The sequence below is a fragment of the Nakamurella leprariae genome (assembly GCF_016918035.1).
GTDB classification, from domain to species: Bacteria; Actinomycetota; Actinomycetes; order Mycobacteriales; family Nakamurellaceae; genus Nakamurella; species Nakamurella leprariae.
Window position 1 is genome coordinate 1 of sequence record NZ_JAERWK010000025.1, and the last position, 13,221, is coordinate 13,221.

At 70.0% G+C, this 13,221-nt stretch carries 15 protein-coding genes and 3 pseudogenes; 9 read left to right on the forward strand and 9 right to left on the reverse strand.

Annotation, left to right across the window (positions count from 1 at the left end; genetic code table 11):
- Positions 1 to 107: pseudogene (locus tag JL106_RS22620) on the forward strand (AAA family ATPase); the annotation flags it as partial.
- A gap of 15 nt (positions 108 to 122) precedes the next feature.
- Here JL106_RS22620 and JL106_RS17910 read toward each other — a convergent pair.
- Positions 123 to 434, reverse strand: coding sequence for an NAD(P)-dependent oxidoreductase (locus tag JL106_RS17910; RefSeq protein ID WP_205262135.1), 312 nt, complete (start codon positions 432 to 434; stop codon positions 123 to 125).
- A 90-nt stretch (positions 435 to 524) separates the two neighbouring features.
- Between JL106_RS17910 and JL106_RS17915 the strand changes: the two genes are divergently transcribed.
- Positions 525 to 902 carry a winged helix-turn-helix transcriptional regulator gene (locus JL106_RS17915; RefSeq protein ID WP_205262136.1) on the forward strand — a complete coding sequence of 126 codons (378 nt, stop codon included), beginning with the start codon at positions 525 to 527 and terminating at the stop codon, positions 900 to 902.
- A 141-nt stretch (positions 903 to 1,043) separates the two neighbouring features.
- Here JL106_RS17915 and JL106_RS17920 read toward each other — a convergent pair whose 3' ends face one another.
- Positions 1,044 to 1,724, reverse strand: a complete 681-nt coding sequence (locus JL106_RS17920) for an NAD(P)-dependent oxidoreductase (RefSeq protein WP_205262137.1) — start codon at positions 1,722 to 1,724, stop codon at positions 1,044 to 1,046.
- Positions 1,714 to 2,226: a MarR family winged helix-turn-helix transcriptional regulator gene (locus JL106_RS17925; RefSeq protein ID WP_205262138.1), complete on the reverse strand. Its 513-nt coding sequence runs from the start codon at positions 2,224 to 2,226 to the stop codon at positions 1,714 to 1,716. The genes JL106_RS17920 and JL106_RS17925 overlap by 11 nt, the downstream gene beginning before the upstream one ends.
- A gap of 98 nt (positions 2,227 to 2,324) precedes the next feature.
- Here JL106_RS17925 and JL106_RS17930 point away from each other — a divergent pair, with 98 nt between their 5' ends.
- From JL106_RS17930 to JL106_RS17940, 3 genes and pseudogenes are all read left to right on the forward strand, one after another.
- On the forward strand, positions 2,325 to 2,636 hold the full coding sequence (locus tag JL106_RS17930) for a DUF2316 family protein (protein ID WP_205262139.1): 312 nt from the start codon (positions 2,325 to 2,327) through the stop codon (positions 2,634 to 2,636).
- Positions 2,637 to 2,663: 27 nt separating this feature from the next.
- The gene (locus JL106_RS17935) at positions 2,664 to 3,665 is read left to right on the forward strand and encodes an aldo/keto reductase (RefSeq protein WP_205262140.1); all 1,002 of its coding nucleotides are present in this window, start codon (positions 2,664 to 2,666) and stop codon (positions 3,663 to 3,665) included.
- Positions 3,666 to 3,776: 111 nt separating this feature from the next.
- Positions 3,777 to 4,636 (forward strand): annotated as a pseudogene (locus JL106_RS17940) (IS256 family transposase); the annotation flags it as partial.
- Between the two features lie 134 nt (positions 4,637 to 4,770).
- Here the strand turns inward: JL106_RS17940 and JL106_RS17945 are convergent.
- Both JL106_RS17945 and JL106_RS17950 read right to left on the reverse strand, forming a co-directional pair.
- Positions 4,771 to 5,069, reverse strand: a pseudogene (locus JL106_RS17945) (transposase); the annotation flags it as partial.
- A gap of 131 nt (positions 5,070 to 5,200) precedes the next feature.
- The gene (locus JL106_RS17950; RefSeq protein WP_205262141.1) at positions 5,201 to 5,941 is read right to left on the reverse strand and encodes an SDR family oxidoreductase; all 741 of its coding nucleotides are present in this window, start codon (positions 5,939 to 5,941) and stop codon (positions 5,201 to 5,203) included.
- A gap of 168 nt (positions 5,942 to 6,109) precedes the next feature.
- Between JL106_RS17950 and JL106_RS17955 the strand changes: the two genes are divergently transcribed.
- Entirely contained in the window at positions 6,110 to 6,934 is an 825-nt protein-coding gene (locus JL106_RS17955) for a helix-turn-helix domain-containing protein (RefSeq protein WP_205262142.1), read from the forward strand.
- 269 nt (positions 6,935 to 7,203) lie between these two features.
- Here JL106_RS17955 and JL106_RS17960 read toward each other — a convergent pair whose 3' ends face one another.
- From JL106_RS17960 to JL106_RS17970, 3 genes are read right to left on the reverse strand one after another with little or no spacing between them, the layout of a single operon-like run.
- Positions 7,204 to 7,593, reverse strand: a complete 390-nt coding sequence (locus tag JL106_RS17960) for a VOC family protein (protein ID WP_205262143.1) — start codon at positions 7,591 to 7,593, stop codon at positions 7,204 to 7,206.
- Positions 7,590 to 7,871: an ArsR/SmtB family transcription factor gene (locus JL106_RS17965; protein WP_205262144.1), complete on the reverse strand. Its 282-nt coding sequence runs from the start codon at positions 7,869 to 7,871 to the stop codon at positions 7,590 to 7,592. The genes JL106_RS17960 and JL106_RS17965 overlap by 4 nt, the downstream gene beginning before the upstream one ends.
- 56 nt (positions 7,872 to 7,927) lie before the next feature.
- Positions 7,928 to 8,503, reverse strand: a complete 576-nt coding sequence (locus JL106_RS17970) for a TetR family transcriptional regulator (protein WP_205262145.1) — start codon at positions 8,501 to 8,503, stop codon at positions 7,928 to 7,930.
- 83 nt (positions 8,504 to 8,586) lie between these two features.
- On the opposite strand from JL106_RS17970, the gene JL106_RS17975 reads away from it, so the two are divergent.
- The gene (locus JL106_RS17975; protein ID WP_205262287.1) at positions 8,587 to 9,480 is read left to right on the forward strand and encodes an SDR family oxidoreductase; all 894 of its coding nucleotides are present in this window, start codon (positions 8,587 to 8,589) and stop codon (positions 9,478 to 9,480) included.
- Positions 9,481 to 9,937: 457 nt separating this feature from the next.
- Here JL106_RS17975 and JL106_RS17980 read toward each other — a convergent pair whose 3' ends face one another.
- Positions 9,938 to 11,170 (reverse strand): hypothetical protein, encoded by a 1,233-nt coding sequence (locus JL106_RS17980; RefSeq protein ID WP_205262146.1) that lies wholly within the window; start codon positions 11,168 to 11,170, stop codon positions 9,938 to 9,940.
- 237 nt (positions 11,171 to 11,407) lie between these two features.
- On the opposite strand from JL106_RS17980, the gene JL106_RS17985 reads away from it, so the two are divergent.
- Together JL106_RS17985 and JL106_RS17990 are read left to right on the forward strand one after the other, a co-directional pair.
- Positions 11,408 to 12,046, forward strand: a complete 639-nt coding sequence (locus JL106_RS17985; protein WP_205262147.1) for a hypothetical protein — start codon at positions 11,408 to 11,410, stop codon at positions 12,044 to 12,046.
- 46 nt (positions 12,047 to 12,092) lie between these two features.
- Positions 12,093 to 13,220 (forward strand): COG1361 family protein, encoded by a 1,128-nt coding sequence (locus JL106_RS17990; RefSeq protein ID WP_205262148.1) that lies wholly within the window; start codon positions 12,093 to 12,095, stop codon positions 13,218 to 13,220.
- The last annotated feature ends 1 nt before the right edge of the window (position 13,221 follow it).

Sequence of the window (13,221 nt, forward strand, 5' to 3'; positions counted from 1 at the left end):
ACCGCCTCGTCCACCACGCCGAGGTCCTCACCCTCACCGGCGACTCCTACCGCACCCGCCAACGCCGCGAACTGCTGGCCAAACAGAACCGGGCGAACCGGGACTGACCAACCGCCCGGGGGTCAACATTCCCGGAACCCAGCAGGGTTGATCTTCACGATCCGTTGACACGTGATCGTTCGATACACGTCACGGAATCCCTCTGCCAGGGCTCCCCGCGGGGAGAGCGCACCGACGACGACGTCGGCCCCTGAAATGGCTTCGGCCAGAGTGCTCTCGTCGGAGACGTCGCCCTGCATGTACGTCACCCTCTGCAGGGTGTCCTCCGGAAGGGAGCGGCTGACCGAGGTGACCTCGTGACCGCGGGCGGCCGCCTCGGCGACGATCGCGGAACCGGCGTAACCGGTGCCACCAAGCACAGTGATCCGTGACATTCGTGTTTCTCCTTCAACTCTTGTCGGCCAAGACACCAGCCGCTATGGTCACCGTAGGAGACCAACTCACTGTGGGGAAGAAGGCACTTTGTGGTAACCACCTCGGCGACTTCTTCCGACCTGTATCGGACGGACTGTGCGGCGCGTCAGATCCTGGACCGGGTGGGGGACCGGTGGACGGTGCTGATCATCGGCGTGCTGAGCGACGGCAGCGCACGCTTCTCCCAGCTTCGTCGCCGCATCGAGGGGATCTCGCAGAAGATGCTCACCCAGACACTCCGCGGACTCGAGCGCGACGGACTCGTGCACCGCACCGTCTTCCCCGAGGTCCCGGTCCGCGTCGAATACGAACTCACCCAAATGGGGCGCACCCTCGAAGAACCACTCCGAGCCCTCCAACGCTGGGCACTCGAGAACGAGGACCGCATCGAGGAAGCGCACGCAACCTACGATCACCGCGCTCAGTGACTCGCATCGCTTCCGGACCGATGAGGAGATTCGAGGCTCCTGGAGAACAGCACGGGTTCAGAGGGAGGGATTCGCGAACCCGCCCGTGCGGAAGGCGACGCCAGACCCGCCGGCTTCCGGAAGCGGGCTGCCTGACGTGACTCAGGAACGGTGCCCGCTGCTGGAAGCACTGGAATCGTAGGTGTGCACCGCGGACGGGTCTTGAACGGCCCGGAGGGTATACTCGGCGCAGTCGACGAAGGTGGCGATGCTGGTTCGGTTGCGGGAGCGGTGCAGTTGACCCTTGGACGGGCCGTCGGATCCGATGCCTGCTCGGTGGACGATCCACTCGATGTCACGTGCGTACTGGTCGAGGTATCGCATGACTGCCTCGTCCTTGTGCTGACCGATGTTCCGCCGGGCCAGGGTACTGCGCAGGACGAGCAGGGGCCAGGGAAGGCGCTTGTCAGGTGTCGCGCTGAGGCCGCCCGCCTGATAGAGCAGGCGCGACACGCCTGTGCGCCGCATCGCCGGCACGAGAGCCTGGACGAACCCCGTGTTCACTGCCCGATCATGTTGGGCGGAGGCGTTGCCGATCATAGCCACCACCGCATCAACGCCCCCCAGGAGCGCGTCGAGATCGAGCGGGCCGCTGATCGATCTCCGGAGGACCTTGAGGTCAGCATGAGGATGCTGCAGCTTGCTCGGCGTCCGGGCAAGCACCCGCACGCTGTGGCCCTGCTCGAATGCCAGGCGCACGAAGTGCTGCCCCGTGCGCCCCGTCCCTCCGAAGACCAGGAATGACAGCTTCCGTCTCACGCCATCTCTCTGTTCATTGCTCATGAGTACCGGTCACCCGCGGACGAGAGTGCGTGCGATTGAGGCCGTCTGCCGCGGGATGGGGGAGCAGGCGGTCCTCTGAGAGGACTCGCAGGAGTTCGCGAAGGTGCATGACCTGGTCTGGGCCGAGCCGGTTGAGGAGGTGTCGTTCAAGTGCGGCCCGCAGCGACCGCTCCGCGTCGGCCCACGCAGCCTCCCCGCCGGTGGTGATGGAGACGTCGACGCCGTTGGTGAGGCGGGTACGTCGCGCGAGGCCCTGAGCCTCCATGCGGGTCAGGAGATGGGAGAGGCGGCCGCGATCCCAGCCCGTGGCGGACGCGAGCGCATTCTGCCTGAGCGTGCCGCCTGCGGCGTGCAGGTGGATGAGCACCGTGCGTTCGGGCTCCCCGACGTCGGAGTGCGCACTGACGTCACCGATGATCGCGCTGCGGAGACGCTCATTCGCCTGCTTCCAGGCCAACCACAAGTCCACGGCATCCGTCGTGGGCTCCTCGTCGCTCGTCATGCCACTCCTCGTCGACCTCACTGGTCGATCCCAGCCTAACTGTTGCAAGTTCAACCCAGCAGGTCTACTGTTGAATTCGCAACAGCATGGAGATGTGTATGTCATTGAACGCCGAAGAGCGTGAGCGCACCGGCAAGGAACTGCAGCAGAACCTCTCTCGCGTCGGGCTGGAGGCGCCGCAGCTTGCCCGTCGGCTCGGATGGTCGGCAGCTCGAGTGGAGTCCACGCTCGCAGTGGACTCCGACTCCGACCCCACCGACGTGTGGGAGGTGAGGGATTTCCTCACCGACACCGCCCGGCAACTGGGTGCGGATGCGATGCCGTTCACCGCGCTCACGCCCATGGCGCGGATGCGGGCGCGCATGTGGTTCGAACTTCGCAAGCCGCCCCGCTACACCCCAAGTATCTGAACCGGACACGTGGAAAGGACACACACCATGGCACACACCACAACACTTCCCACCCGCGAGCTGGGCTCGAGCGGGCTGCTCACCGGAGCGGTCGGGCTCGGGGCAGAGATGATGACGAACGAGCCGCTCAGTCGCGAGACGTCGATCGCCACCATCCGGACGGCGCTCGATGCGGGCATGACGCTTGTCGACACCGGCGACTTCTACGGGATGGGCGACAACGAAGAACTGATCTGTGAATCGCTGCGTCCCGGCGATCGGGACAACGCGATCCTGAGCGTAAAGTTCAACGGCCTCAAGGACCCCGCCGGACGATTCGTCGGCATCGAGGGCCGCCCCGAACACGTGAAGAACTTCCTGACCTACTCGCTGCGCCGCCTCGGCACGGACTACATCGACATCTACCGACCCTCCCGGCTCGCCCCGGACGTGCCGATCGAGGACACCGTCGGCGCGATCTCCGAACTCATCGACGCCGGCTACGTGCGTCACCTCGGCCTGTCCGAGGTCGGCTCCGACACCATCCGCCGCGCCCACACCGTGCACCCCGTCACCGACGTGCAACTGGAGTACTCCCTCTTCAGCCGCGTCATCGAACGCGACATCCTCAACACCACACTCGAACTCGGTATCGGAGTCACCGCATACGCCGTCCTCGGCCACGGACTCCTCACCGGCGAGTTCCAGCGCGACGCCGTCGACGACCGCTTCAAGGGCCACCTGCCCCGCTTCAACGACGAGAACCTGCCGATCAACCTCGCCCTCGTCGACAAGCTCCGCACCATCGCCACCCGACGCGGCGTCAGCGTCGCGCAACTCGCCACCGCCTGGGTCCTCGCCAAGAGCCCGAACATCGTCCCCCTCGTCGGCGCCCGCCGTCCCGAACGCATCCCCCAAGCCGTCGAGGCCGCACAGCTGAACCTCACCGCTGACGACATCGCGGAGATCGAACACGCCGCCCCACAAGAATCCGTCGCCGGAACACGCTACGCGGCACCACTCATGGCCCTCCTTGACAGCGAACGCTGACCCTCTTCACGAACGTCATCGTCGCGCAGAGGGCATGAGACATCACCGGGACTGTCGCGCTGATGGTGGAACTGGCCTGATCAGCTCGGCGTGGACCGGGCGGAGAGGGTCGTGATGATCGAGACACTGGTGGTCGTGGAGCCATCGTCGGATGAACCGGGGGTCGGCCGCCGTCGGCGGCCGAGCTGGACGCGGCGCGGGAGTTGGTGTGCAGCTGGCCCGCGAGCGTGGTGTGGCGTTGACCGGCCCGGACGGGCTGCTCAAAGCGCTGACCAAGACCGTCATCGAGACGGCCTTGGACGAGGAGCTCAGCGAGCATCTGGGCTATGACAAGCATGACGCGGTGGGCCGCAACGGCGGTAACTCCCGCAACGGCAAGCGGTCCAAGACGGTGTTGACCGATGCGGCCGGGGCGGTGCAGATCGACGTGCCCCGCGATCGGGACGGCACCTTCGAGCCGCAGCTGGTCAAGAAGCGGCAGCGGCGCCTGTCGGATGTCGACGAGGTGGTGTTGTCGTTGTACGCCAAGGGGTTGACCACCGGCGAGATCAGCGCGCACTTCGCCGACGTGTACGGGGCCAGCGTGTCCAGCGTGTCCAGGGACACCGTCACCCGCATCATCGACCGGGTGCGCGAGGAGATGCAGGCCGGGTGGTCCCGACCGCCTGAGACCACCTATGCCGCGGTGTTCATCGACGCGATCATGGTGAAGATCCGTGACGGGCAGGTCCGCAACCGGCCGGTCTGTGCCGCGATCGGCGTCGACTTGGACGGGCACAAGGACATCCTGGGCATGTGGGCCGGCGACGGTGACGGCGAGTCCGCGAAGTTCTCATCTCGCCGTGCTCACCGAGCTGCGCAACCGGGGCGTGCGGGACGTGTTCTTCGTGGCCTGCGACGGCTTCAAAGGCCTGCCCGACAGCGTGTCTGCCGTGTTCCCGCTGGCCACGGTGCAGACCTCACCCGTCCACACTCCCGTCGGCGGGAACGTCTCGCCGGTCACCGCACCACCGGGACAGGACCTCTGCAGACGCGTGCCTTCGAGGTACTCATGCAGGCCTTGTCCGTCCCGGTGGCGGCGGGCCGCGTAGTGGCCAGCGGGAGTTGCGCTTCGAGCGCCGTGGTGAGGTTCCAGCAGCCAGTCCGGGAAGTACGAGCCGGCCTGGAGCTTGGAGATCGCCACGTCCAGGGTGCCGGCCCGGGTGTCGAACTCCCGATGCCGGGAGCCGTTGCGCACGTTGGTCCGCTCGGCCGAGCGGGTGCCGTACTCGGCGCCGCAGACCGAGTCGGCATCGGCCGACATCAGCGTGTTGATGAACGTGTCAACATCGAGCGCAGCAGATCAGGGCTGGCCTGGGCCAGCTGCTCGGGCAGGAAGTGGGCAGGGTCGATACTTGCTCGCAGCGGTCATCGCGTCGGTCTCCTGGTTGGACTGTGAGAGGTCTCCACAAGATCACGCGATGGCCGCCCTTCCGTGGACGCCCCGCTGGTCACCGAGGCCGTCGCACACCACCTTGGTGGACGCCACTGAGTTCTCAGCGTCCGGGGAGGTTGCTCAGTGCCTGGGAGCGGGCGGCGAGGAGCTCGGCGTAGGTGTCGTCGTGCTCGGCCCAGCGCAGGGCCTTGGCCCGCTCGACCACGAGCTCGTTCGGGGTCGGGTTCTGCGTCAGCTGACCGAGGACCTCGTCGAGGAAGTCGCCCATCGGCAGCGCGTTGGGGTTGAGCTTCTCCTGGCCGGCGTTGGCGACGGCCGGCGGAACCAGCTCGGTCACGGTGATGCCCGTACCGGCGAGGTGGGAGCGCAGCGACTCGGTGTAGGAGTGCACCGCGGCCTTCGACGCGCCATAGGTGGCCATCAGCGGGAACGGCAGGAAGCCGATGCCGGAGGAGACGGTGATGATGTCACCGGTGCCACGGCCCAGCAGGTGCGGGGTGAACGCGTCGATCACGCGGATCGTACCGAGCAGGTTCACCGCGATCGTGGTCTCGGCCTGGGTGATGTGGCCCGGGTCGCGCAGGTCCTCGGTGAGCATGACTCCCGACATCGTCACGACCACGTCGAGCTCGGGGTGCTTGGACAGTACCTCGTCGCGAGCCGTGAGGATCGATGCGGGGTCGGTCACATCGACGCGGACTGTCTCCAGCCCCTCGACCTGGTCGGTGTTGCGGCCTCCGACGACGACCGTGCTCCCGGCGTCCACGAAACGCTGCGCGAGGGCACGGCCGATTCCCGTGGTGCCCCCGACGATCAGAACGGTACGTGCGCTGACGTTCATGAGTGCTTCCTTCATCTCTGTATCCGGCCGTCGGCCGGGTGGTCTTCGTCCGGATCGATCACCGGCACGTCTCCATGCTCGGCCGCGCCGGGGAGGGGGGAAGGACCCGCTGATCCACGTAGTGACAGGGCACCTCTCGATCGGCCAGGACTGGCTACCGTTGATCTCATGGACGGCGCCAACGACAATCGTCTCGGGGAGTACCTCGGCGCGCGCCGCGCGCTGGTGACGCCCGAGCAGGCCGGCATCCCCGCCGGATCGGGACGCCGCGTCCCCGGCCTGCGGCGCGAGGAGGTCGCACTGCTGGCCGGAATCAGCGCCGACTACTACTTCCGCCTCGAACGAGGCCGCGACAAGAACCCCTCCACGCAGGTCCTGGAATCCCTCGCCCGCGTCCTGCACCTCGACGAAGTGGAGGCCGACTACCTGATCAGCCTCGGAAGACCCCGCCCGCGCCCCCGCCGCGCGCGGGCATCACGGCGCCCTGAGTGCGTCCCAGCCCGGCTGAAGGACCTGCTGGCGGCGCTTGACATCCCCGCGTTCATCGAGAACCGCTACTTCGACGTCCTCGCCGCCAACCCCCTCGCCACCGCATTCAGCCCACGGCTCGCGCCCGGGAACAACCGGCTGCGGTCCCTGATGCTCGACCCGGCCGAACGCGACTTCCAGGAAGACTGGGACCGCGCCGTCGACGAGTTCATCGCCTCCTTCCGGAGCTCCCTGGGCGATGACACCGCCGACCCTCGCGCGATCGAGCTCGTCGGCGAGCTGTCCCTCGCCAGTGCACGCTTCCGCGCACTCTGGGCCCGCCACGACGTCCGGCAGCTGCAAGGAGGAACCGCCGCCGTCAACCACCCGAACCTCGGTGTGCTGCGCCTGCACCGCGAGAAGATGCCCATCGGTGACCTCATCCTCGTGCTCTACTACCCCGCCGAACACAGCGCCGACGCCGACAAGCTCGCCCTGCTCGCATCCCTCGACGCCGCGACCTGAGGGTCACGGCGTGAGGCCCGCCACGACGGTCCAGCAACACCCCCTTGGGGCGTGTCTCCCTATGGCAGCGGCGTGACGCGGGGATTGTGGCCTGATGTCGCGGTTCGCGGTGCTCTCGGATGGCAAGTGGGCTCGGACGAGTCGTTGGTGCCGTCTTCGGATGGTCAGCGCGGCAGGCCATTTCGTGAGATCACCGAGGCCTGGTGGACGACGTCCACCAGGCCTTCGTCGTGCCCGGGCTCAGCGGTCCCGGTTGCGCCGGAGCCGCCTCAGCCGTGGAACTGAGCCAGCTGCACCAGGTTCCCGCACGTGTCGTCGAGCACCGCGACGGTCACCGGTCCCATCGGCGTCGGCGGTTGCGTGAAGGTGACGCCGAGCCCGACGAGCCGCTCGTACTCGGCCTGCACGTCGTCGACGCCGAACACGCACACCGGGATGCCGTCTGCGAGCAGGGCGTCGGTGAACGGCCGGACCGCCGGGTGACCCTTCGGCTCCAGGGAGATCTGGGTGCCGTCCGGGCGCCCCGCCTCGACGACGGTGAGCCAGCGGTGCTCGCCCATGGGGACGTCCGCCGCGATCGCGAACCCCAGGGTCAGGGTGTAGAAGTCGGCGGCCCGTTGCTGGTCGTCGACGAAGATGCTGACGGTCTGGAGCTTCACGGGTCTGCCTTCCGGATGGGCCACCGCTCGGCGATCTGCGCGAGCGGAGAGGGGTCGATGGTGTGGAGCTTGTAGCGGCCGCGCCGCTCGGTGCGGACCAGGCCGGCGGAGGCCAGGACGTCCAGGTGCTGCGAGACCGCCTGCCGGCTCGGCGTCAGGTCGTGGTGCATGGCCAGCCGGGAGCACAGCTCGAACAGCGTCTGCTCGTCCCGCTGCAGCAGCTCGTCGAGCAGCGCCCGTCTGGTTCCGTCGGCGATCGCCTGGTAGACGTCGGCCACGTCGGCCACCATAGGCAAGTCACCACTTGCCTGACAAGGGTCAGTCCGTCAGTCCGTCAGTCCGTCAGCACGGCGCGCAGGGCCGTCAGTCCGTCCAATTGCAGGTCGACCAGGCCGCGGTCCTCGTCCGGGCCGATCCAGCGGGTGAACGCCGTGACGAACACCGCGACGATCAGTTCGGCGGTCATCCGGGCCGACAGCTCGTCCAGGCCGCGGGTGCGCAGCGCGCCGGCCAGGGCGCCGGCCAGCTTGGCCATCTTCAGCAGCTCGCGTTCCTGCAGCGCGTCGTTGGCCGCCAGGATCTCGGCCCGGATGCGCGGGAAGTGCCGGTCCGCCGACCGGCGCTGCTCCAGGAAGCCGCCGCCGGCGGCCAGGGCCGCATCGATCACCGCGGTGGTCGAGGCCCCGGCCGGTGCGGCAGCGACCGCGTCGACGAACGCCCGCTGCAGGCCGTCCTCGCCGTCGAAGAGCACCTCACGCTTGTCGGCGTAGTACCGGAAGAAGGTCCGCTCGGTCACCCCGGCGCGGGCGGCGATGTCGGCGACGGTGGTGGCGTCGAAGCCACGCTCGGCGAACAGCTCCAGCGCGGCCTGCTGCAGGCGCTGCTGCGCGCCCGGTTGCCACCGCCCCATGCGAGGGAGTCTAGGCGATGACAGTGTCTGACATCGGTGCTACCGTACTGATGTCAGCTCATGACATCACGGGAGGTTCCACCATGCGGGTCTTCGTCACCGGAGCATCCGGGTTCATCGGCCAGGCCGTCGTCGCCGAACTCGTCGCGGCCGGGCACCAGGTGACCGGACTGGCCCGCTCGGATGCGGCCGCTGCCCGCATCGAGCAGCTCGGTGCCGTGGTCCGCCGCGGTGATCTGGACGACCTGCCGGGGATCCGGACCGGTGCCGAGAAGGCCGACGGCGTAGTGCATCTGGCCAACAAGCACGACTTCGTCGACCTCGCCGCCTCGAACCGGGCCGAACGTGCCGCGGTCGAGACGATCAGCCAGGCGCTGGCCGGGTCGGACCGGCCGTTCGTGCTGGCCGCCGGCCTGGTCTTCTTCGGGCTGGGCCGTCCGGCCACCGAGGTGGACCGCGCGCCGTACCACGGAGTCGACTCGCCGCGCGGCGGCGCCGAGAACCTGGCGCTGGAGTTCGTCGACCGCGGGGTCCGGGTGGTGAGCGCGCGGTTCGCGCCCACCGTCCACGGCGAGGGCGACCACGGGTTCGTCGCCGTCGTCGCCGACGCCGCCCGCCGGCGCGGCACCTCGGTGCACCCCGGCGACGGGGTCAACCGGTGGCCGGCCGTGCACCGCTCGGACGCCGCGCGACTGGTGCGGCTGGGGCTGGAGCAGGCGCCGGCGGGATCGGTGCTGCACGCGGTGGCCGAGGAGGGGATCCCGGTCCGGGTCATCGCCGAGGCGCTGGCTGCCCGGCTCGGGGTGCCGACGGGGTCCGTGCCGGCCGAGCAGCTGGCCGAGGAGCTCGGCTTCATCGGCGCCGTCCTGGCCGCGGACGTCCCGGCCTCGAGCGTGGCGACCCGCGCGCTGCTGGACTGGGCGCCGACCGGCCCGACGCTGCTCGAGGACATCGCGGCCGGGCACTACGACCGCTGAGCGACCGCCGCGAGCCGTCGCCGTGCGTGGGTGCCGTGCCCCTCCCGGCACCGCAGCGGACAGAGTGATCGGCTGACCGCCACCGCTGATGCCGACCTGAGCAGCACCGGGACGACCACCACCGCCTTCGGTTCGACGCACCGCCTCCCGGTCATCGATCCGGAGGCGATCACCGCCCGGTCGGTGCCGGTGCCGTCCCTGCAGCCGCACGACCTGCTGGTCGAGGTCCGGGCGGTCGCCGGGTGGTGCGTGCGGTGGGCGAGGCGGTCGCGCGGTTCACACCGCCCTGATCGACGACGCCACCTTGCGACCGACCACCGCCACCGGAATCCGGCCGTCCGACGCCGACGCCCTCCGGGAGGGACACCGCCCGAAGACCGGGCGGACGGTGGGCGAGGTGGTGATCACCAGCGAGATCGACTGACGGGTGGCAGCTCTCGCACGGTGTGGCGCACGGTCAGAAGACCGAGTGGGTGATCACGCCGCGGTAGGTGCCGGCCGGTTGGTCGAGCGGCACCGCGACGGTCACGGTCGGGCGCCAGGTGACCCAGCTGGCCGGTCCGCCGCCGGTCCAGCGCGCGGCCAGCCCGGGCGTCGCTGCGGACACCAGATCGCTGCCGGTGAAGGCGCCCAGGCCTGCTCGGGCGGCGACCGGACCGGGCGAGTAGGCCAGCCGGTCGGCCGGGATGGTGCGCCCGGAGCCGGCGGTGAACGCGGTCGCGGAGACCTCGACCGACCACTGGGCGTCGGACAGCGCCCGCTCGTCGACGACGGTGACCGGGCCCAGCTGCGCGGTCACGGACGTCCCCGGGGTGGCGCCACCGAGTTCGGCCACACCGGGCACCGTCACCGACAGGGCGCCGGTGGCGACGGACACCTCGAGGCGCAGGTCGACCTGCTCGCCGGCGGGGTCGGTGGCCCGGGCGGTGAAGGAGTAGGCACCGGACTCGGCCGGCGTCCCGGTGATCGTGCCGGCCGGGTCCAGATCGAGCCCCGCCGGCGGGTGGTCCGCGGTCACCGTCCACGTCCACGGCCCGGGGCCGTCGGGTTCCGGCAGTGCCGCCGTGTAGGCCGTTCCGAGCCGGCCCGGCGGCAGGGTGACCAGGGCGGCGGTGCTCGCGCCGCGCAACGACATCGTCTGTGCCGCAGCAATGACGGCAGTGACGACGGTCGTTGGCTCGTCCGGGGCCGGTGTCGGGCCGGGCGGTCCCGGCGGTGGCGTGGAGACGGGGGCGGATGCGGGCGAGGCGCCGGCGACCGGGTCGGCGTCGGCTGGCTGATCGGGGAGTTGATCGCCGGGCTGGTGGGCGGACGTCACGGCATGGCCCGGTTCCGCCACCAACGGGTCGTGGATGTCGCTCGTTCCGGGTGGACCGGTCACGGTGGGTGGCGTTGCGATGATCACCGACGGTGACGACGGGGTGGACCCGGTCGGCGTGTCGACAGATGTGTCGCCCGTCGTCGTCGCGACGGCCGTGGTCTCGATCGGCGCAGTGGTGACGATCCCGTCCGTTGCTTCCGGCCGGTCGTCAGTACCCAGGGACAGCCCAGGAGCCGGCGCGCTCGGGGTGGTGGTCGACGGCGTGGTTGTGGCCGAGGCGGGTGCGGTGGACGACGACCCGTCGGGGACGGCCGCGGCGACCCAGCCGGTGCCGGTGACCAGCGCGATCACGACCATGGCGGTGGTCACCGCGAGTGTGCGGCGTCCGTTCCCGGGACGAGGTGGTGACGGCAGTGGGTGCCCGTGACGCCGTGTGGCGGCAGTCGGTGCAGCGAGGGGATGCGAGCCGGTGGGTCGGTCCGTGACGGAAGATCCTGCGCTCGCGGCCGGCGACCGGACCGGGCGGGCGCGGCGCCCGGTGGCGTCCTCGCTGTCGGTCATGGCGCCTCCTCCCCCGGATGGTGTTGATCACTATCATCACCATGAGTGATTGATCAGCTACTGGCAAGAGGGGACGCTTCATGGCGATGGGCCGAGGTCTCGGCGCAGGGCCGCTGGTGGTACCGGCAGGCCATCTTCCTCTCACTGGAGTTCCTGATCATGAAGAAGAGTGTGTTCGCCGTGGCCGGAATCGCCGCGGCCTCGATGGTCCTGTTCGCCCTGCCCGCCGCCGCCGAGGACACCGAGGTGACCCTCGAGGTGACCGGCGGCGCTCTGGAGATCACGGTGCCGACGACCGCCGATCTGGGCACCTGGTCGATCACGGGCGCGGACCAGACCGTGTCCGTCTCGCTCGGCAGCGTCTCCGTGGCCGATCTGCGTGGCGGTACGGCCGACTACGAGGTGCAGGTCGGCATGACCCCGCTGACCGACACGGTCGGTGGTGGCACCCTGCCGGAGAGCCTGGTCACCTACGACCCGGGTGCGGTGAACGCGACCACCGGCGGCGTGACCGTCGGTACGGCGAGCGTCATCACCATGGACAACATCGCCCAGACGGTCTTCGACGTCAGCGGAGTGAACGGCTACAACGTGGTCAGCTGGACGCCCGAGCTGAGTGTCGACGTCCCGGCCGGGGTGCTCGCCGGCAGCTACGAGATGACCTTCACGCACTCGACCCTCTGATCCATCCACCCGTCCCGAACTCGATCAGACTCGGGGGAGTCCGCTGATGCGGGGTCGAGTCCGTCCACTCGCTGCGCTCGTCGCCCTGGTGCTCGGGAGCCTGCTCCTGGCACCAGGGCTCTCGGGTGCGACGGGGCCTGCCGCTGGGCCTGTCGCCGCCGCGCCGACCGGCGGACCCGGCACCGAGCCGTCGGGTGATGCCGCGGGGTCGAGCGGCTCCTTCGGGATCCGGCTGGCCGAGGTGCCCGCGGCCGCGGCCGACGATCCCCGGGCGCGCGTCTATCTGATCGACCACCTGGCTCCCGGGGCGTCGATCACCCGGCGCGTCGAGGTGTCGAACTCGACCACCACCGAACAGACCATCGCCCTCGCGCCGGGCGGGGCCCGGGTGGTCGACGGACGGTTCACCCCCGACGATGCACCCGACGGGCAGGCGTCCGAACAGCTGGTCAGCTGGATGCGGCTGGAACCCAGCGCGGTGACCGTGCCGGCCGGCGGCCGGGCCGACGCGCAGCTGACCATCGACGTCCCCACCGACGCTCCACCCGGAGAGCAGTACGCCGCCGCGTGGGCGTCCATCACCAGCGCCTCCACGGCGGACGGAGGGGTGGCCACCACCAACCGGGTCGGGGTGCGCGTCTACCTCTCGGTCGGTCCGGGCGGTGCGCCCGCGTCGGACTTCACCGTCGACACCCTCACCGCCGAACGTGGCACCGACGGACGCCCGGCGGTGACCGCGGCCGTGCACAACACCGGCGGGCGGGCGTTGGACCTGCAGGGCACCGTCTCCCTGAGCGACGGCCCCGCGGGTCTGTCGGCCGGACCGTTCGCCATCACCCGGGCGACGACGCTGGCGCCGGGGGAGACCGGCACCGTCACCGTGCCGCTCGACCAGGGTCTGCCGGACGGCCCCTGGCAGGCCGAGGTCGAGGTGGCCAGCGGCTCGCTCACCCGCACCGCAGCGGCCACCATCACCTTCCCGCAGATCGGCGCGGCCGCCCCGGTCGCCGCCGAGCCGGTCGCCGACTCATCGGGATTCCTGGAGCGGAACTGGGGCTGGCTGGTCGCGGCCGCCGCGGTGATCGTCGTCCTGCTGGTCATGGTGATCGTGCTGCTGCTGCGCCGCCGGCCCGCCGAGCGCGCCGACGCCCCGACGCGTGAGCCGGTCTCCTGAG